The sequence below is a fragment of the Bartonella sp. TT67HLJMS genome (genome assembly GCF_042193375.1).
GTDB classification, from domain to species: Bacteria; Pseudomonadota; Alphaproteobacteria; order Rhizobiales; family Rhizobiaceae; genus Bartonella; species Bartonella grahamii.
Map to the genome: position 1 here is coordinate 1 of NZ_JBHILP010000014.1, position 19716 is coordinate 19716.

The 19716-nt window shown below is 40.5% G+C and carries 23 protein-coding genes and 1 pseudogene; 13 read left to right on the forward strand and 11 right to left on the reverse strand.

The window, feature by feature from the left end:
* The 13 genes from ACFIJQ_RS07915 to virB11 all read left to right on the forward strand — a co-directional run.
* Positions 1-336, forward strand: a 336-nt coding sequence (locus ACFIJQ_RS07915) for an EexN family lipoprotein (protein ID WP_375629651.1), incomplete at its 5' end; no start/stop codon positions are given.
* 2 nt (positions 337-338) lie between these two features.
* Positions 339-713, forward strand: a complete 375-nt coding sequence (locus tag ACFIJQ_RS07920) for an EexN family lipoprotein (protein WP_375629654.1) — start codon at positions 339-341, stop codon at positions 711-713.
* 2 nt (positions 714-715) lie between these two features.
* Positions 716-1132, forward strand: a complete 417-nt coding sequence (locus tag ACFIJQ_RS07925; protein ID WP_375629657.1) for an EexN family lipoprotein — start codon at positions 716-718, stop codon at positions 1130-1132.
* Between the two features lie 2 nt (positions 1133-1134).
* Complete coding sequence (locus ACFIJQ_RS07930; protein ID WP_375629660.1) at positions 1135-1491, forward strand: EexN family lipoprotein; 357 nt, start codon at positions 1135-1137, stop codon at positions 1489-1491.
* A gap of 2 nt (positions 1492-1493) precedes the next feature.
* Positions 1494-1865 carry an EexN family lipoprotein gene (locus ACFIJQ_RS07935; RefSeq protein WP_375629663.1) on the forward strand — a complete coding sequence of 124 codons (372 nt, stop codon included), beginning with the start codon at positions 1494-1496 and terminating at the stop codon, positions 1863-1865.
* A gap of 44 nt (positions 1866-1909) precedes the next feature.
* The gene (locus tag ACFIJQ_RS07940; protein ID WP_375629666.1) at positions 1910-2140 is read left to right on the forward strand and encodes a hypothetical protein; all 231 of its coding nucleotides are present in this window, start codon (positions 1910-1912) and stop codon (positions 2138-2140) included.
* Between the two features lie 27 nt (positions 2141-2167).
* Complete coding sequence (locus ACFIJQ_RS07945) at positions 2168-2569, forward strand: EexN family lipoprotein (RefSeq protein ID WP_375629669.1); 402 nt, start codon at positions 2168-2170, stop codon at positions 2567-2569.
* A gap of 36 nt (positions 2570-2605) precedes the next feature.
* A complete protein-coding gene (locus ACFIJQ_RS07950) occupies positions 2606-3541 on the forward strand; it encodes a type IV secretion system protein (RefSeq protein ID WP_375629672.1) in 936 nt (311 codons plus the stop codon).
* Between the two features lie 6 nt (positions 3542-3547).
* On the forward strand, positions 3548-3832 hold the full coding sequence (locus ACFIJQ_RS07955; protein ID WP_375629675.1) for a type IV secretion protein VblB7: 285 nt from the start codon (positions 3548-3550) through the stop codon (positions 3830-3832).
* Positions 3829-4500, forward strand: a complete 672-nt coding sequence (locus tag ACFIJQ_RS07960; protein ID WP_375629678.1) for a virB8 family protein — start codon at positions 3829-3831, stop codon at positions 4498-4500. Before ACFIJQ_RS07955 ends, ACFIJQ_RS07960 begins: the two co-directional genes overlap by 4 nt.
* 2 nt (positions 4501-4502) lie before the next feature.
* Positions 4503-5357, forward strand: a complete 855-nt coding sequence (virB9, locus tag ACFIJQ_RS07965; RefSeq protein ID WP_375629681.1) for a P-type conjugative transfer protein VirB9 — start codon at positions 4503-4505, stop codon at positions 5355-5357.
* Positions 5358-5384: 27 nt separating this feature from the next.
* Entirely contained in the window at positions 5385-6575 is a 1191-nt protein-coding gene (gene virB10 / locus ACFIJQ_RS07970; RefSeq protein ID WP_375629684.1) for a type IV secretion system protein VirB10, read from the forward strand.
* A 9-nt stretch (positions 6576-6584) separates the two neighbouring features.
* Complete coding sequence (virB11, locus tag ACFIJQ_RS07975; protein ID WP_273787708.1) at positions 6585-7637, forward strand: P-type DNA transfer ATPase VirB11; 1053 nt, start codon at positions 6585-6587, stop codon at positions 7635-7637.
* Between the two features lie 835 nt (positions 7638-8472).
* On the opposite strand, the gene ACFIJQ_RS07980 is transcribed toward virB11, so the two are convergent.
* The 11 genes and pseudogenes from ACFIJQ_RS07980 to ACFIJQ_RS08030 all read right to left on the reverse strand — a co-directional run bounded on the left by ACFIJQ_RS07980 (position 8473) and on the right by ACFIJQ_RS08030 (position 19710).
* Positions 8473-8592, reverse strand: coding sequence for a type II toxin-antitoxin system RelB/DinJ family antitoxin (locus ACFIJQ_RS07980; RefSeq protein ID WP_375629687.1), 120 nt, complete (start codon positions 8590-8592; stop codon positions 8473-8475).
* Between the two features lie 163 nt (positions 8593-8755).
* Entirely contained in the window at positions 8756-9763 is a 1008-nt protein-coding gene (locus tag ACFIJQ_RS07985) for a hypothetical protein (protein WP_375629690.1), read from the reverse strand.
* 54 nt (positions 9764-9817) lie between these two features.
* Entirely contained in the window at positions 9818-10060 is a 243-nt protein-coding gene (locus tag ACFIJQ_RS07990) for a Fic family protein (RefSeq protein WP_375629743.1), read from the reverse strand.
* 200 nt (positions 10061-10260) lie between these two features.
* Positions 10261-10449, reverse strand: a complete 189-nt coding sequence (locus ACFIJQ_RS07995; protein WP_375629692.1) for an antitoxin VbhA family protein — start codon at positions 10447-10449, stop codon at positions 10261-10263.
* 167 nt (positions 10450-10616) lie between these two features.
* Positions 10617-10890, reverse strand: a pseudogene (locus ACFIJQ_RS08000) (HigA family addiction module antitoxin).
* A 16-nt stretch (positions 10891-10906) separates the two neighbouring features.
* Positions 10907-10990, reverse strand: a complete 84-nt coding sequence (locus tag ACFIJQ_RS08005) for a hypothetical protein (protein WP_273787746.1) — start codon at positions 10988-10990, stop codon at positions 10907-10909.
* A gap of 388 nt (positions 10991-11378) precedes the next feature.
* A complete protein-coding gene (locus ACFIJQ_RS08010; RefSeq protein WP_375629695.1) occupies positions 11379-11501 on the reverse strand; it encodes a hypothetical protein in 123 nt (40 codons plus the stop codon).
* Positions 11502-11800: 299 nt separating this feature from the next.
* Positions 11801-13174 carry a phosphoglucosamine mutase gene (glmM, locus tag ACFIJQ_RS08015; RefSeq protein ID WP_375629698.1) on the reverse strand — a complete coding sequence of 458 codons (1374 nt, stop codon included), beginning with the start codon at positions 13172-13174 and terminating at the stop codon, positions 11801-11803.
* Between the two features lie 545 nt (positions 13175-13719).
* Positions 13720-15882: an ATP-dependent zinc metalloprotease FtsH gene (ftsH, locus tag ACFIJQ_RS08020; protein ID WP_375629701.1), complete on the reverse strand. Its 2163-nt coding sequence runs from the start codon at positions 15880-15882 to the stop codon at positions 13720-13722.
* Between the two features lie 114 nt (positions 15883-15996).
* A complete protein-coding gene (tilS, locus tag ACFIJQ_RS08025; protein WP_375629704.1) occupies positions 15997-17484 on the reverse strand; it encodes a tRNA lysidine(34) synthetase TilS in 1488 nt (495 codons plus the stop codon).
* 18 nt (positions 17485-17502) lie between these two features.
* Positions 17503-19710, reverse strand: coding sequence for a tol-pal system protein (locus ACFIJQ_RS08030; protein ID WP_375629707.1), 2208 nt, complete (start codon positions 19708-19710; stop codon positions 17503-17505).
* Positions 19711-19716: the final 6 nt, after the last annotated feature.

A 19716-nucleotide genomic window follows, 5' to 3' on the forward strand; every position in this document is an offset into this window, starting at 1 on the left:
ATCACAGCTGGATGTGAAAAAACCCATAGCGTCGCTGAATTTAAAAAAGATAAAAATTTACGCTTAGAGTGGGATGCGAAATGTGGATTTGCAGGAACTTCAAAGAATTGTGAAAACATGCGGTTAGCATTTTTAGAACTTCAGAAAGAACGTCAGGCACAAGATGAAGAAAGCGATCGTAAAGCAATAGAGCGCTTCAACAAAAAGATGGAGGAACTTGTGGCCAAAGAAAAAGCTGAAACTAAAAAATTACAAGCCGAACAAGAAGCGAAAGAACGAGCCGAAAGAGAAGCAGAAGAGCGCGCTAAAGCTAAACAACAACAGGACAGTCATTAATCATGAATAAAGTTCTCATAACAACATTGCTGCTTTGCACAGGGCTCATCACAGCTGGATGTGAAAAAACCCATAGCGTCGCTGAATTTAAAAAAGATAAAAATTTACGCTTAGAGTGGGATGCTAAATGTGGATTTGCAGGGACTTCAAAAAACTGTGAAAACATGCGGTTAGCATTTTTAGAACTTGAGAAAGAACGTCAGGCACAAGATGAAGAAAGAAGCCGGAAAGCGGCAGAGCGCTTCAACAAAGCGATGGATGAACTTATGGCTAAACAAAAAGCTGAACATGAAAAATGGAAAGCTGAACAAAAAGCAAAAGAACAAGCCGAAAGAGAAGCAGAAGAGCGCGCTAAACAACAACAGGACAGTCATTAATCATGAATAAAGTTCTCATAACAACATTGCTACTTTGCACAGGGCTCATCACAGCTGGATGTGAAAAAACCTATAGCGTCGCAGAATTTAAAAAAGATAAAAATTTGATGGGAGAGTGGAATACTAAATGTGGATTCGCAGGAACTTCAAAAAATTGTGAAAACCTAAGATTAGCACAACTTGAACTTGAAAAGGAATATGAAGCAAAAGCTGAAGAAAGAGCGCGTGAACGCGAAGAAGAAGATCGTAAAGCGATGGAAAGATTTCGAGCCAAAATGGAAGCTAGACATAAAAGAATGCAAGCTGAACTAGAAAAAACCGAAGCTGAAATGGAAAAAAGAAGAGCTGAAGAAAAAGCAAAAGAACAAGCCGAACGAGAAGCAGAAGAGCGCGCTAAACAACAACAGGACAGTCATTAATCATGAATAAAGTTCTCATAACAACATTGCTACTTTGCACAGGGCTCATCACAGCTGGATGTGAAAAAACTTACAGCGTCGCAGAATTTAAAAAAAATCCAACGTTGATGGAAGAGTGGATTGCTAAATGTGGATTAGCAGGAACTTCAAAAAATTGTGAAACCCTAAGATTAGCACAACTTGAACTTGAAAAGGAATATGAAGCAAAAGCTGAAGAAAGAGCTCGTAAAGCTCAAGAAAGCCTTCATGAAGCATTTGAAAAAACTAGAGCTGAAATGAAGGCTAAACTTGCAAGAAGAAGAGCTGAACTAGAAGCGAAAGAGCGCGCTAAAGCTAAACAACAACAGGACAGTCATTAATCATGAATAAAGTTCTCATAACAACATTGCTACTTTGCACAGGGCTCATCACAGCTGGATGTGAAAAAACTTACAGCGTCGCAGAATTTAAAAAAAATCCAACGTTGATGGAAGAGTGGATTGCTAAATGTGGATTAGCAGGAACTTCAAAAAATTGTGAAACCCTAAGATTAGCACAACTTGAACTTGAAAAGGAATATGAAGCAAAAGCTGAAGAAAGAGCTCGTAAAGATCAAGAAAAATTTGATAAAGTAATGGAAAAAGCTAGAGCTAAAATGAAGGCCGATCTTGAAAAAATGAGAGCTGAGAATGAAAAATTCCGAGCTGAACAAGAAGCAAAAGAACGCACTGAAGAAGAACAAAAAACAAAATAACGATTAAATTATTAAAAATACACAATGAATAGCGGAGCATCTCAATGGCAGTAGAAAGCAAAGGCATATTTTCTTATATCGACAATATGTTGATGGATCCCATTACAAAAACAATGGATAGCATCTATTGCGCTTTAGCTGCTCAACTTAAAGAGCTTTGTGCACTTTATAATATATTTATGGCAAGATTATGTCGCTGCCCTAGATTTATCATCACTGGTTATAAAAAACCGATAACACAAGCAGAATTTAAAGATTGTGCTCAAAACTTGTAAAACTGAAAGAAAAAAGGGGAAATATTGATGAATAAAGTTCTCATAACAACATTGCTACTTTGCACAGGGCTTATGGCTGCTGGTTGTGAAAAAACCTATAGCGTCGCTGAATTTAAAAAAGATAAAAATTTGTTGGAAGAGTGGGATGCTAAATGTGGATTAGCAGGAACTTCAAAAAATTGTGAAAATCTAAGATTAGCATTTTTAGAACTTCAGAAAGAAGCTGAAGTAAAAGAAGCAGAAAGAAGGCGTAAAGTTGCAGAGGAGAATAAGAAACGTATGGAAGAATTTAGAGCTAAAAGGAAGGCCGATCTTGAAAAAATGGAGGCTGAGACTAAAAAAATACTAGAAGAACAAAGAGCGAAAGAACGCGCTGAAGAAGAACAAGAAGCAAAAGAGCGCGCTGAACAACAACAAAATAACAATTAAATTATAAAAATACACAACGAATAGCGGAGCATCTAAATGGCAATAGAAACCAGAGGTGTATTTACTTGGATAGATGATACTGTAATGGATTCCCTTACAAAGACAATGGATAAAGTCATTGCCAACCTTTCATCAAATTTAGGTGCTCCGCTTAAACTGTCTTGTACAATCTACATTATATTTATGGGATACAATATCATCTATGGGCGTTCTTCCACGCCCTTATGGGAATTTATAGCGACAGCTTTCAAACTTGGCATCATTGTTTCACTCACCACAAACGCCGGTATTTATAATGCGTGGGTCAGGGATATATTTTTCAATGATCTGCCGAATGCCATTTCAAATGTCACACAAGGTGCAGCACACACGGGTAAAAATGTATGGGACAGTATGATGAACCAAGCTGCTGCACACGTTTTTGATGCAGCAGACAAAGCAGGAATATTGTCAATGGGTAAGTTTCTTGCTGCATGGATTGCTGGTCTTATCTGCCTATTTATTGCTGCCTTTTTTTGTATCATTGGTTTTATCGTCTCATTAGTGGCTAAACTGGGTTTATTTCTTGTCATATCAATAGGGCCTCTTTTCATAAGCCTCTATATGTTTTCATCAACAAGGCGTTTTACAGAAGCATGGTTAAATCAAACAGTAAACTTCATCATACTTCAGGTATTAGTCGTGTTGCTTGGTGGTTTGTATGTCGATATTTCGATGAACATTTTTTCACGTGGTCTCGACGATATCATGATTTCTTTAATTCAATTCTTGGTTGTTGGCATCTGTGGTATTTACCTTTTCTTCCATTTACCTGGCATTGCTTCCGCTTTAGCCTCTGGGGGAGCCTCCCTTACAGGAGCAACAAAATTAGGAGCAGACTCAGCAAAAACGGCTGGGAAAGCTGCTAAAGAAGGTGCTAAGGCTATAATTCATGGTCTAAAAAAACTCTTCTCGAAAAAAAAGGAAGGCTAAGTTCAAATGCGGGAATTTAAAAAAATTGGGGTCATCTTACCATTTCTCTTTCTCAGTGGCTGTGTATCTTCACCAAACACACTGAAGTCACTCCCAAAGTGTGATGGATATTCTAAACGTCCACTCAACAGATCAATGTGGAATTGGGAAGGGAAAAAACCCACGCCCACGCCCATTATCATCAGTAACAACACCCCTTCATCCGTAGAAGGGAAGCTGGAAACGCTTCTGGCACAAAAATTAACGGATGAAGAAATCAAATCTTACAAAAATTGCGGGCAAAAAGCATGAAAGAAAAAGACATAGAACAATACATTGCTGAAGCGCGCTCGTTTGATCAAGATCGCATACTCGCCTCACGCCGCACCACCCGCGTCTCGCTTGCCATTGCCGGCATCGCGGTTGCTGTTGCAATAATGTCTTCTCTCGCGGTCATCACCCTCACGCCCCTTAAAACCGTGGAACCTTTTGTCATCCGTGTGGACAATTCAACCGGCATTGTTGAAGTTGTGGAAGCCTTAAAAGAAGGTCCCACCAATGTCGACGAAGCAATCACACGCTACTTTGCTGCAAAATATGTCCGCTCCCGTGAAGGCTTCACCACAGAAGAAACACAACACAACTTCCAAACCGTCTCTCTCCTCTCTTCTTCTGAAGAACAGGAAAGATTTGCCAGCTGGTATGGAGCAAGAAATCCCCAAAGTCCTCAAATTCTCTATAAACACGCCGCCGTTACAATAACAATAAAATCAATCTCCTTTATCAATGACGATGTTGCCCAAGTGCGTTACTACAGAACCATTCATGACAACGACAACAACAAAGAATTCATCACCCACTGGGTTGCAACACTTACCTTCGAATATATCAATGCCCCTATCTCTGTCCAAAACCGTTTGATAAATCCTCTAGGGTTTATTGTTAGTGAATATAGAACCGATCCGGAAGTGGTCAACTGATCATGACAAAAAAAATTCTTTTTCTCATTCTTAACATCGCTATTACCCTTTCTCCTATAGCCTTGAGCCATGCCAGTATTTTTCCCACCCGTGCGCCAAGCGATAGCCGCATTCGCTTTATCAACTATGATGCCTATAATGTCACAAAAATTATTGGCTCTATACGCTCATCGGTACAAATAGAATTTTCTCCCAATGAAGAAATTGCCCATGTGGCAATTGGCAACAGCGTTGCATGGGAAGTCGCCCCCGCTGGCAATATTCTTTTCCTTAAAGCCCGAGAAGTCCAACCCATTACCAATCTCCAAGTCGTCACCACAAAGCTTGATGGCTCAAAGCGCTCCTATCAATTTGAACTCATGGTCAAAGATGGAGAAATTTCATCTGGACAAGAAACATATTTCCTTGTGAAATTTCGCTACCCACAAGAAGAAGCAGAACAAAGAAGACTCGCAGCCCTTATGCGACAAGAAAAACAACAAGCCCAGCGTATTGATAATGTCTTCAACGCTTCTGAAACCTATGGACCACGCAATTGGGCTTACACCGCTCAAGGATCAAGCACGCTCGAACCCGCCTCCGTTTATGACAATGGCAAAACAACAACATTTACATTTCCCGACAACCAAGAAATCCCTGCCATTTACATTGTCAGCAATGACGGTACAGAATCGCTGGTTCCCAAAACCACAAGAGGCAACATGGTGATTGTCCATGCCATTAGCGCACGCTTCACCCTAAGACAGGGAAAAAACGTCCTATGCGTCTTTAACGAAGCCTATCAACCAAAAGGCACAAATCCAAATACCGGAACAACCTCACCATCTGTTGAACATAAAATTGCATCAGATCTTTAAATAAGCGGGAATTGAAGGGGACAACACATGAGTGATAAACCAATCATCGAAGATCGAGGATCTATTGGGGATGGCAAAAACAATAGCGCCAAAACCGCCGGCAAAAAAATAGTTGTCGCAATCGCCTGTATAGGAATCTGCGGCTATGTGCTCTGGAACATCTTATCCACCCCCACAGAACAAAAAGACACCGCAAAAGCTCATAAAAAACAAGCACAAAACTTTCACAATTCCCTCGCCCCTTTAGAGCTCGCGCCCTCTGACCCGCGTGCAAACATAGCACCAATAACCTTACCACCACCACAACCACTCGCACAAGAACCCAAAAAAGATGACCCATTACTTGATGCCGCAAGACGCGCCCCTGTTTTAGCTTTTGCCAAAGGTTCTCAATCTCAATTAAAAGACATTGTCAACACGACTCTCAACCCCTTTGACAAACTCCATGCCCTCGAAAATCTCGCGAATGCGCAAAATTCTCCTGCCCTTCAAGACACACAAAATTTTGCGACCCTATTAAAGCCTACCAAAACAGAAGAAGCAAAAGCAAAAGCAAAACTCATCGGCAATAGAAACTTTATCATCGCCATGGGAACCTCTATCCCCTGTATCTTAGAAACCGCATTAAACAGTGAGCAACCAGGCTTTGCAAGCTGCATCATCAACCGTGATATCCTCTCTGACAATGGGCGCGTTGTTTTGCTTGATAAAGGAACCCAAGTGATTGGCGAATACCGCGGAGGGATAAAACAAGGTCAATCTCGCCTCTTTGTACTCTGGACAAGAGCAAAAACCCCAACCGGTGTCATCATCGACCTTGCCTCACCCGCAACCGACAGTTTAGGCAGAGCCGGGTTTGATGGCAACATCAACACCCATTGGTGGGAACGCTTTGGCTCTTCCCTTTTGTTGACCGTTATTGATGGTGCCACAACAGTTTTAACAAATAAAATAGTAGGCAATTCCAATAAAGAAGGTTCAAACAACTCTGGAGGCGGCGGTTTTGAAGGCGCAAACAACACTGGAAAAGAGGCCGCCAGTATTGCCCTTGAAAATCAAATCAATATCCCTCCTACCTTAGAAAAATTTCAAGGCGAACTGGTCAACATTTTCGTAGCAAAAGATCTCGATTTTTCCTCTGTCTATAAACTAGTCGTAAAGAGCAAAAGAAACCGCTCTACTCCCGGCTATTCCTTTTTTCATTCTCAAGTTCAATAAAGTCACATTATGCCATCAGCAAAAAATGCAGAACGCGCCTCCATCGTCTTAACAAAATTAAAGATCTTAGATGATTTCCTCAATGATGAAAATTTATTTGAAATTGTTGTCAATCGCCCCGGCGAAGTAATCGTTGAGGGTCCCAATGGTTGGCAAACCCACATCTTAAAAGAACTAACCTACAGCGAACTAGAAGGGATTGCGAAAGTTGTTGCTGCCTACACAACACAAAAAATCAGTGTAGAAAACCCCGTTCTCTCCGCAACACTGCCAAACAACGAACGCATACAAATTGTTATGCCTCCAGCTGTTGCAGCCAATACCATTAGCATGACCATTCGTAAACCTTCATCACGCACTTTTTCTCTTGAAAGTTTACATGAAAACAATCTGTTTTCTGTCGCTCAAAACACCAGTTTCACACCCACGCAACAAATGACAGAACGGTTATCCGAACTCTCTGATACAGACAAAGAGCTAACAGATCTCTTTATCGCCAAAGACTTTTGCACCTTTTTAGAAAAAGCCGTTATTACACAACAAAATATCTTAATATCGGGCAAAACCGGTTCCGGGAAAACAACCCTCTCCAAAGCTTTGATTGCAAAAATCCCTGACTATGAACGAATTCTCACCATTGAAGACACCCCAGAACTTGTCGTTCCGCACGCCAACAAAGTGCAGCTCTTTTATTCAAAAGATAACCAAGGCTTAGCAAAAGCAGGCGCAAAAGAACTGCTTGAATCTGGCTTACGCATGCGCCCCGACAGAATCCTTCTACAAGAGCTGCGTGATGGTACAGCCTTTTACTACATCCGTAATGTCAATTCTGGTCACCCCGGCTCCATTACCACCGTCCACGCCTCAACAGCACTTGCAGCCTTCGAACAAATGACCCTTTTAGTCAAAGAAAGTGACGGTGGTGGTAATTTAGCACGCGATGATATCCGCGGCTTATTAATCTCGATGATTGATGTCATCATCCAATGCAAACGCCTCGAAGGAAAATTTCGTGTAACAGAAATCTATTACGATCCTTTCAAACGCCGTGATGCTTTTTAAAAAACGCAACCCTCACACCCCTTTTATACCAATAGAGCTTTCTTAAAAACACGATTATAAGCCGCGGATATCATCGCGTGCTAAATTACCACCATAGCTTCAGATTCATTTTCAATAATCGAAAGCAAAAAGCAAAAAGAAGTAAAAATATCACCTCCATTCCCAATCACGAATGCGCCCCACAGAAAAACCACAACGTGCCGAAAATGATATCTATAACCCAATATCTTTTCTGATTTTTTTTGACATCAATATTTGCAGGAATATCGATACAAAATTTAGTATCAGTTTCACCTTTAGCTTCAGACAAAAGCTTCACAAACACCTTTTAATATACGAGGTCCTGCTTTATTTGCCTTATCCATTATTATTTTTTTCGATATTCATCGAGAAGCGCAGTTAAATTTTTCTTCAATGCATTCCTCTCTGATTTTGCCAAATTGCCTCAAGATGATTGACTGTACACATCTTCGATCAACACCGGAATATTTTGACCACCCCAAAAGGATATAACCCTATATCCCCCCTCTTTTACCCTTATGCTTTTAAACCTGACATTCCCTAGCTTCCTCTCGTACCTTCCACAAGATCACCAGCATCTGAATGAGTAGCAATAAAAGAAACAATATCAAATAATTTTTCAGGCGATAGGCTTTCTTCTTTTGCAGAAATTCAATAAGCTGCCATTTCAATCACTGTTTGCGTACATCATTCAATATATGAACCCCATAACGATAATGATGTAAATTAAAAGCTAATTTGAAGTGAATGATCAAAAATATCAAATATCCAAATGACGAAACAAATCTTACTTATCTTTAGCAATACATATCTCTTAACCCTTATCACTTTTCTCAAAAGTTTTAAGCGTTTCCGCATTAGGAATATACATATCAAACGGCAATCCCTTTTCATTGACAACTTTTATCAAAACAATACGGATAAAATCAGACACCGTAAGTCCTAAGCTTGCTAATATTTCACCGGATTTTTTTAACGCCTATCTATGCGGGATCGTATAACATCTTTTGTCACCCCCACATTAAACCTCCTTTGATTACCTCTCTTTTACCGTATGGCTTAATAGGGCTTATACAGCATAAGGCTTATCCTTGCCCTCACCGTATCACATCTCTTGATCTTGCACGCACTATTGCGTTGATTTTCTCCTGTTGTCTCTGTTGCAAAAATTTAACCGCCATTTGAAACTCTTTTATGCAATCTTTATTATAAGACTGTTCTTTGGGGATTGCTTTTGATAAATCAAAACCATATTTATGAATAGCATCATGTCCAAAACGTTTATCTAAAGCACTTTGTAGCTTTAAAAACTCTTTATTAACCTGCTCTGGTATCTTTAAATAACTATCACAACCAGCTTCAACATTTTTCATAAAAGTCACTGCTTCTTGTGAAAGTGAGGGGACTTCAACTTTTAACTGTTCACGCTCCCGTGTAACCCTATCCATATGTGTCTCATAAGAATTCTTATAAAAGGATTGAAGCTCTCTCATAGTAGAAATAGCAAGAGGAACATGATAAAGCGCTTCTTTACGCTCTTTTCCTGTAGATTTGAGTTTATCGATTAAACGATCTGATCCACGCAGCTCACCCGCTCTATCAGGTTCCCTTTCCAAAATATCAGGCAATTTATCGCCTTTACCTGCTAAAATTGTTTGCTCAATCCTAAGCGCAGCCTCTTGTGGATCTCTATAAATAAATGCTAAATGATTGTTTAATTTTTTAAACATATCAATGTAAGATTTTTTATTTCTAAGAGCGCTTAGCACCTTCTGTTCTAGATTAGAGTTATCCGTATAAGCCGCAAGGTATGGCTCTCGTTCTGTTGCTTTTGCAACAACATTCAAATCATTTTGTAATTGTTCAAGTTCTTCTTTTTGACGTTTAGCAAAACTTGTCTTTTCTCTATCCCAAGGAGTTTCAATCTTCTCTTTTTGTTGTTCCAAGCACTCTTTATTAAGATCAACGCCAAAAGCAATATTTTTGCCAATACCTTGAGAAACATCATCCCTTTTATTTTCTGTAAACTTGGTAAGGTTCTTATAGATGAGTGCAGACAGATATTCTGAATTACCAAAATGTGCTTCAATTGACGCACGTGTCATTTCTTGTCGCTCAATACCCTTCCAGTTGATATGATAACCAGCTTCACGAGCCAGTTACACCATAAATTCACGCTGAGTACGCCCATTCCCCTCTCGAAACGGATGCAACGCATTCAACTCGCCCATGTAATACCCAGCCCTTTGGCTAAAGTCATAAGCGCCAAGACCACACAAATACTGTTCTTTTGCAAGCTTTTGTGTAATCTTCGGTGCATAACTTTCAATCTGATTATAACTAGCAAACATACTATTGCCTTTGGCAATATCCACTAAACGAACTTGTCCCGCGCCATTCATATATGTCACCAAACAGTCTTCTATGGATCTGTTTCATGTAACCCAGATCAAACTCACCACGAATAGGAGTATGTACAAATTCGAAAGATTTTACATAAGAAATCGTAGATCCTACACGCTGCAGTGTGGCTTTGTCTTTAATACCAAGCCGATTATACATCACACCAGTTTCAAGATCAGTATAGGGATCACCGCTTCCCTTATACTTCCCCACGTTTTACCCGTTCCAACAAATCTTTGATGACATCACTTGTTTCGAGCTCTCCAATAATAACACGCTCCATTTGCGCAACAACCAGCGGATCTGGCTCTAATCCCTCTAAACGTTGGCTTGCCAATGCATTTTTAGCAGCAAAGCGACGTCGCTTAATTTCCTCTTCACTCAACATATAAAACCCTCCTTTGCTTATATTTATTATAGCCAAACAGACTACAGAAACAAGATTTTATCCTTATCTTACCGTGTTCACATCTTTTGACTTTGTACGCTCATACGCATGATTTAGCTCTTGTATACGTCTCTGTTGCAAAAACTTAACTGCCATTTGAAACTCTTTTATGCAATCTTGATCATGAGACTGTTGTTAAGGATTTTTTTTGATAGATCATAATTTGTTTGCATAGCAAGCCAAGCACGTGCTGTGCTTACACCAGACATTTCAAGCCTAATAGCAAGATTAGCACTCATAGCGGCTTTTCCATTTAAAACTCTAGAGAAAGTGCCACTCGAGAATACCAAGCCGCTCTGCTGCTTCATTAACGGATAAACCAAGCTCTTTGATCACATCTTCACACAATAATTCATCGAGATATGAAAGATTCTTCATCATTGTTTGGATCTCCTTTTTAATGATAATCTAGATAATCGACCATTTCGACATCTATGCTATCGAAGCGAAATATTACACGACAGTTTCCATTTACAGTAATTGACCAATAACCTTCGAGACCGCCCTTTAGTAAAGGTAGTCAAAAAGACGAAAAATTTAAATCATTTAGCGATATAGCAACTTCAAAGACACCCAGAATACGCTTCAATTTTTGAGCATGGGCAGTTCTAACCCCTTTAGTCGTGGCAGTATTATAGCAGGATCAATCCTTTTATGTTTAAATCCTAAGATCATAACTGGATATAGCGTGTAACACTACAAGATACAAAAAATGTTCATAATTTTTACATCACAGGGCTTTTTTTACTTTATAAATATTAGAACTGTCGTGAAAAAAATTGATCATTCTCATTTCTTTCTAATTATTCTACTCATTATCGGAAAAGTATAAGTTTATAATTAGGGGAGCTAAACGTAATAGGAGCGCATCATATCCCCAATTGGCAGCTGAACTTAGAAACATAACGACGATATAACCAATGGCCCATTGCTGTTTGATGTTCATAAGGATCTGCCCCCGCTGTATATCCAGCAAAAAGAATGAATAACACTAATAAACTCCCCCCTGCTATAAACTCTGTTAAAATAATAACTAGTTTACGAATAAGCAAAAGAAAAAGGAAAATCAAAAAAAGGTATATTTTAAATATCTTACGAACTATAGAACACTCTACGCGTTATATTTATGAGAACTCTATTTTTCTCTTTTTTATTTAATTGATTAGTAAATAGAGTATCAATTACCGTTATTACATCACTAACATAGCTACCATACCTTTTGTAATTGCCAACATCCCGCATTACAATAAGACCTTTATCAAAAGATGATCTGATAATTTTCTCAAAAAATTCAAGATTCCTCAAGTGCAGTACCCATGCGTACATCATGATGAATAATAACATCCACCAACTCTGTCACGACCGTGTCCAATACTTCTCGTGCATCGCCTTCAGCCATAAGGCGGATAACCGGCTCAGTTCCAGAAGCGCGGATCACCAGCCGAGCCTCTTTTCCCAACCGCTTCTCTGCTTGATCAATGGCCGCTTTGACTGGATTTTTTTTCAGTACATTTTTATTTTTAATCGTTACATTTTTTAAAATTTGCGGTACAGGTTCAAACCGTTTACACAATTGGCTCATAGGGCTTTGACTTTCCTTCATACAGGCTAAAATCTGCAATGCAGCTACCAAGCCATCACCCGTTGTACCAAAATCACTAAGCACAATATGCCCAGAAGCCTCACCACCAACATTATATCCCTTTTGGCGCATGGCATCGACAACATAACGATCTCCAACATTTGTCCTTACAAGGTGCAACCCTTTACTGTTCAAGAAACGCTCCAGTCCAAGATTTGACATAATCGTTGTGACAACACCATTGCACCGTAATCGTCCCATTTTATGCCAATTTTCAGCAATTACAGCAATCAACTGATCTCCATCAACCGTTTGTGCTTTTTCATCAACAATGAGAACACGATCTCCATCTCCATCAAGAGCAATCCCCACATCAGCACGCACTTCATGCACTTTTCGTTTTAAAGAGCTTAAATCGGTTGATCCACATTTTTGATTAATATTGGTACCATTGGGCTCATCATGAATAGCAAAAACCTCAGCCCCCAATTCCCATAAAGCACGGGGAGCAGCTTTATAAGCAGCCCCATTGGCACAATCCACAACAATACGCAAAGCATCTAAGCGAACATCACGCGGCAAGGTTCGTTTGGCATATTCAATATAACGATAAATATCCCCCTCAACCCGTTTTGCATAACCAATTTCGGCAGAACTTGCTAAAGACTTTGAAAGATCTGTATCGATCAATTGTTCAATTTTCGCTTCCATATCATCTGAAAGTTTAAAACCATCAGGACCAAAAAGTTTAATTCCATTATCATAGAACGGATTATGAGAAGCAGAAATCATCACCCCAAGATCCGCTCGCAAAGAGCGGCAAAGCATTGCAACAGCAGGTGTTGGCACTGGCCCCAATAAAAAAGCTTCCATCCCCGCAGCAGTCAACCCTGAAACCAAAGCATTCTCCAACATATAGCCAGATAATCGTGTATCCTTGCCAATCACCACACGACGTGATTGATGTTGTGAGCGGAATAAAACCCCTACAGCCATCCCCACCTTCATGGCAAAATCGGGTGTCATAGGAAATGAATTGGCTTTCCCCCGAATTCCATCTGTACCAAAATATTTTTGCACCATGCCTCTTTCCTTTAATATATAATTCTTCCCTTGGCTTTTCTTTAAAACCCTAACAAGCCCCCTTGGTACAATAGTCCCCTCCCCATATAAAATCAGATCATTGATCTAAACCTTCATGCATTTAGACAATCAAGAACCCTATTCATCATCTACACATCTAAACCCCTCTCAACCAATTATGTTCACACCCTCATACATAAAAGCAATATTATCTCCTCAAAATGCTTTACACATCTCCTGAACACAACCAAAGGATAATCTCACACATTTGCTAAATCCGTAAAGAACCCCAGCACCTAACCTCAAACCTTACCAAATCCGCAAGGAAATCTATCGCCCAGCCTCAAACCTTGCTAAATCCGTAAAGAAAATACCACCTCGCCTTGTAGCCTGCTAAAACTATCATCATACAACAGCTTTGCTTAATTTTTTGCTTCCATATTTTTGCAAATACTACATTAAAGGCGCAAGCTTTGCTTGCGCCTTTCTCAAAGAATTTAGAAGTTTTCCTAAAACATCGTTACTCAAGCGTTATTAAACAGTTCTTATTTTTCTTTATCATCTCCCGCAGTACTGGGCTTCTTTTCAGCATTACTTTTAGAGCGGTTGACTGATTTTGCGGTACCTTTTGTGCTTTGTGCTTTTTTCTCAGTCTCACCCGACTGCCGTTCTTTAGACGGAGCCTCCTTAGGCTCAACATTACCGGATTTTGCTGTTTTTTTCCTAACAGCTTCCTCTGCTTTGTCTGCCTCTAGTTTATCGGTCTCTGCTTTATGAGGCACTGTTTTAGAGACTGCTTCAGCGTTTTTTTCATCTTCCACTGTTGTCTCTGTCTTCATTTTTCCAGTTTTTGGAACAGAAGACGCGCGTGGCGCAGCATTCTCATCTTTCTGTGTGCGTGAAGGAGGCTTTCCTGCAATAACTTCGTTAATTTCAGCTCCCGTTAAAGTCTCATATTCCAACAAACCTTGTGCCAAAGCAAACCATTCTTTTCTTTTTGTTTTCAAAATGTTTGTCGCATTTTTATAGGCATCATCAATAAGCTTACGCACTTCCATATCAATCATGCGCGCTGTTTCTTCAGAGACATTTTGTGTTCGCGCAACAGAATGACCCAAAAAGACTTCATCTTGGTTATCGCCATAAGCTACATTTCCAAGCAGATCAGAAAATCCCCACCGTGTGATCATTGCGCGTGCCAATTTAGTTGCTTGCTCAATATCAGAAGAAGCACCGGATGTGATATTTTCCTTTCCAAACTTTAATTCTTCAGCCACACGTCCACCCATCATAATGGCTAAACGAGAAATCATCCACCGATAACTCATGGAATAGCGATCGCCTTCAGGCAATTGCATCACCATTCCCAATGCTCTACCCCTTGGAACGATTGTTGCTTTGTGGACAGGATCAGCAACCGGCACATTAAGAGCCACAATAGCATGTCCTGCTTCGTGATAAGCAGTGAGTTCTTTTTCCTCTTGTGTCATAGCGGTTGAACGACGTTCAGCCCCCATCATCACCTTATCTTTGGCATCTTCGAATTCTTGCATCGTGACAACTCTTTTATTACGGCTCGCAGCCATAAGAGCAGCTTCATTTACCAAATTCATCAGGTCCGCACCGGAAAATCCTGGTGTTCCCCTTGCCAAAATTTTTAAGTCAACGTTAGGCGCTAAAGGCACGTTGCGCACATGCACTTTCAAGATTTGTTCACGCCCAGAAACATCAGGGTTTGGCACAACAACTTGTCGGTCGAAACGCCCTGGTCTTAACAAAGCGGGATCAAGCACATCGGGACGGTTTGTTGCGGCAATAAGAATAATACTTTCATTAGGCTCAAACCCATCCATTTCGACAAGCAACTGATTTAAGGTCTGTTCACGTTCATCGTTTCCACCACCAAGTCCAGCCCCCCGATGACGTCCAACAGCATCGATTTCATCGATAAAGATAATACAAGGTGCATTTTTTTTAGCCTGTTCGAACATATCGCGCACACGGCTCGCCCCAACACCAACAAACATTTCAACAAAATCAGACCCTGAAATGGTAAAGAATGGCACATTGGCTTCACCTGCCACAGAACGTGCTAGCAAAGTTTTACCGGTTCCTGGAGGACCAACAAGCAAAACACCGCGTGGAATACGCCCCCCTAAGCGTTGAAATTTTTGTGGTTCACGTAAAAATTCAACAATTTCTTGAAGATCTTGCTTTGCTTCTTCAACGCCAGCAACATCTTTAAAGGTAACACGTCCTTGCGCTTCATTAAGCAATCTCGCTTTTGATTTCCCAAATCCCATTGCACCGCGTGATCCATTTTGCATTTGCCGCATAAAAAAGATCCACGCCCCCACGATAATAATAACAGGCAATAAGGAAAAGAGGAGATTGAGGAAAATGCTATTTCCAGAGCTTTCAGGAATAGCTTTAACATTAACGTTTTTGCTTTCCAATTTTTGTATCAAACCTGGATCGCGAGGAGCATAGGTTGAAATAGCTCTATGTTCAATGGTTTGTCCTGTTAATTTTTGACCTTGAATGGTCACAGATTTCAACTCATTATTCTCAACTTTTTGCAAAAATTCAGAATAGGAGACTTCTCCACCACCAGAACGCTGACTATCTCCATTAAAGAGAGAAAACGACACAATCAAAATGAAGGCAATAACTCCCCAAATGAGGAGAGAGCGGTAATTGGAATTCATATTCAGCCCACTTAATCAAATATAGATTTCAAACAGTTCCCCTTAACATATAACCTTGTCAGCCCCTTGCCAAGAGATGAGAAGCTGTTTATTTTCTTTTAGCGTAATTTTCCTTTATCTTTTCACCTCAATATTAAAAAAAGGTTCCACAACATTTACCACAGCAGCATCTTCTCGTGAAGAAAGCCAATCGAAAGGTGCCATAATCCGCTTGATTATAACATGTTTATGAACAACTGCTTGAGAAATCAACTCTGGAATATCATACCCTTTGTGATTTGAGATCATCAGCAGCGATTGTAAAGAGGGAAAATGAGGCTTTTCAAGCTCAAAATCGCTATTTTTCAATAAAAATTTCAGCTGTTCTAAATTTGCAGCTCCAATCTTTATAGCCTCAGATCCATGATTTGTGATCTGATAGCGCCCATCCCATATAAAAGTTTTATCTGGCTCAACAATAGCCTCTTTCATATTTCTCCCTTCACGCCAAAAAGAAATTCCGTGCTTGTTATATTCAATAACAGAGCCCGCATAAGTAAAACGCTTCTTTTCTGGAGAATCGAGACAAAGTTTTTGAACAAGCATGCTTAATTTTTGATTGGGAAGCAAATAAAATCCCCCTCCCATCAGCACCGCAAAGAGCCCCACCACAAAAGGAAAACTGGAATGTTTCTGTAAAAATAGCGCAGGCTTTGCTATGAAACAACGCCCATGTTTAACAGTAATATCCAGCGCTAAGATCAAATCAGCAATATTTTTCGCTTGTTGACGACGCTGCAATGCGGCTTCATTTATTTTTTGAGCAATATAAGCCAATTTTTCAGGATGAAGAGATTGACGCACGCGCACACGTTCAAAATTGCGATCTTCATTGGTTGGATCATCAATCCATGTTTGTCCTTGTAAGCGTAAATAATTCCGTAATGTTTGGCGTTTTACACCAAGGAGCGGCCGAATCAAACGCACTTTTCTATGCAACAACGCCTCACGCGGAATACAGGATAAACCACGCTCATATAGGGGACCATAGTTTTTTTCGGCAATATTTTTTCCCGTTTCTCTGGCATGATCCTCATCATATATACCCTCGGCTTCACCGCGCAAAACACCGGCAAAACCATTGGAATAAACCTCATCACGCACGGCACCAAATTCACCGTGCAACGCACCTCTATTTTTTTGGAGACGTTGATACCGCATTTGATAGGTTTCAACCTGATCATTGAGTGTATGGCCCGTCATAATAACTGATGCGCCTTGTTTTTGTGCTTCTTTAACCAAGAGATCATAGCGTGCAACACGAGCACTGGAAGCAATATGCGTCTTTGGTTTTTCACCTTCCCACCGCACAGCAATATGTTTAATGTGATGGACTCGACAAATTTTCGCAACAGTTTCTACTTCACGCGTTGATTCTTTACGCAATTGATGATCAACCGTGACAACAATCATTTCTGGAGGAACTGAGAGAGTTTCCAAATGCTCTTTGACCAAAAACATCAAAGCCAAAGAATCACTTCCCCCTGAGACGGCAAGAATCAACTTTTGACACTGAATAAAATCCGATGTTTTAAAGAGATTTCTTGCCAGTCTAACGCACACCGAAAACGACCTCGCTATTTATTTTGCAGGTTTACAAAAAATAGACTCTAATGTTTTTTGATGTTTTGATTTTTTCACAAAATGAGCACAATCGTCTTTATTTGGCTCAAGAGCGATCATACTTCTTGCTAATTTCAGCAAAATCTCGGAGGTATAGAGCTTCTTTTTATCTGCATACCATGCGGTAAGATAAACTTGCGCTGCTTCATGATAGCGTTTTTGTCCCAACAAAGATTCAGCCAACCAAAATAAAGCATCATCACTCAAAGAATCTTTTTTGTAACGATTTTGAAAAGCGCAAAAGCTTTTTTCAGCATCAACATAGTTGGCAGAACGAATAAAATCATACCCTTCCTTATACAAAGCTTTAGAAGAAGAAAGATTGTCACTCTGATGTGCTTCAATTTGAGCACTTACTTCATGCGCTTTGTCAAAATGCTGACTGTTTTCATGATCATGACTCTCTACCTTAGCTTCCACAGCAGCAACCTTTGTCTGATCACCTGTACTATGCTCCTGCTCCATCTCTTCTTTTACAGTCTGAGATTTTTCATCCACAGCGGACTTTTCAAAAGAACAAGAATAAACGGACGGGGATTTTTTATCAAAAAGCCCATGAAACTGCTTGTTAACATTTTTTAGATTGTTATGCTCAAGCACCATTCGTATCTTATGCAAAAGCTTATCTAAATCATAATCTTTAAATAAAGCCTGTTGATTCTCTAAAATAATCCCTTGGTGCTCCACAACACTAGCGGCTTTTTCCACCGCGCTAGACGCTGCTTTATCAGCTGCTTCAGGTGCTTTCTTCACTGCATCAATAGCCTTATTGACAGTGTCAGTTGCTTTTTCCTCCGCGCTAGATGCTGCCTTATCAGCTGCTTCAGGTGCTTTCTTCACTGCATCAATAGCCTTATTAACAGTATCAGTGGCTTTTTCCACCGCGCTAGATGCTGCCTTATCAGCTGCTTCAGGTGCTTTCTTCACTGCATCGATAGCCTTATTAACAGTGTCAGTGGCTTTTTCCTCCACGCTAGATGCTGCCTTATCAGCTGCTTCAGGTGCTTTCTTCACTGCATCAATAGCCTTATTAACAGTATCAGTGGCTTTTTCCACCGCGCTAGATGCTGCCTTATCAGCTGCTTCAGGTGCTTTCTTCACTGCATCGATAGCCTTATTAACAGTGTCAGTGGCTGTTTCCTCCACGCTAGATGCTGCCTTATCAGCTGCTTCAGGTGCTTTCTTCACTGCATCGATAGCCTTATTAACAGTGTCAGTGGCTGTTTCCTCCACGCTAGATGCTGCCTTATCAGCTGCTTCAGGTGCTTTCTTCACTGCATCGATAGCCTTATTAACAGTGTCAGTGGCTGTTTCCTCCACGCTAGATGCTGCCTTATCAGCTGCTTCAGGTGCTTTCTTCACTGCATCGATAGCCTTATTAACAGTGTCAGTGGCTTTTTCCTCCACGCTAGACGCTGCTTTATCAACTGCTTCAGGTGCTTTCTTCACTGCATCGACAGCCTTATTAACAGTATCAGTGGCTTTTTCCTCCACGCTAGATGCTGCCTTATCAGCTGCTTCAGGTGCTTTCTTCACTGCATCAATAGCCTTATTAACAGTGTCAGTGGCTTTTTCCTCCACGCTAGATGCTGCTTTATCAGCTGCTTCAGGTGCTTTCTTCACTGCATCAATAGCCTTATTAACAGTGTCAGTGGCTTTTTCCTCCGCGCTAGACGCTGCTTTATCAGCTGCTTCAGGTGCTTTCTTCACTGCATCAATAGCCTTATCAGCAGTATCAGTAGCTTTTTCCTCCGCGCTAGATGCTGCCTTATCAGCTGCATCAGGTGCTTTCTTCACTGCATCGACAGCCTTATTAACAGTGTCAGTGGCTTTTTCCTCCACGCTAGATGCTGCCTTATCAGCTGCTTCAGCTGCTTTCTTCACTGCATCGACAGCCTTATCAGCAGTGTCAGTGGCTTTTTCCTCCGCGCTAGATGCTGCTTTATCAGCTGCTTCAGGTGCTTTCTTCACTGCATCAATAGCCTTATCAGCAGTGTCAGTGGCTTTTTCCTCCGCGCTAGATGCCTTATCAACTTCATCAACTTTATCCGTATCATGTGCAGGATATTCGGAAGCCCTTCGTGCCGCACTTTGAACAAGTGAAGTAGAACAAGCCATGAAAACCGCCATATAAAAGATAGTTTTCCAATTGATTTTACGATACATTCTTTT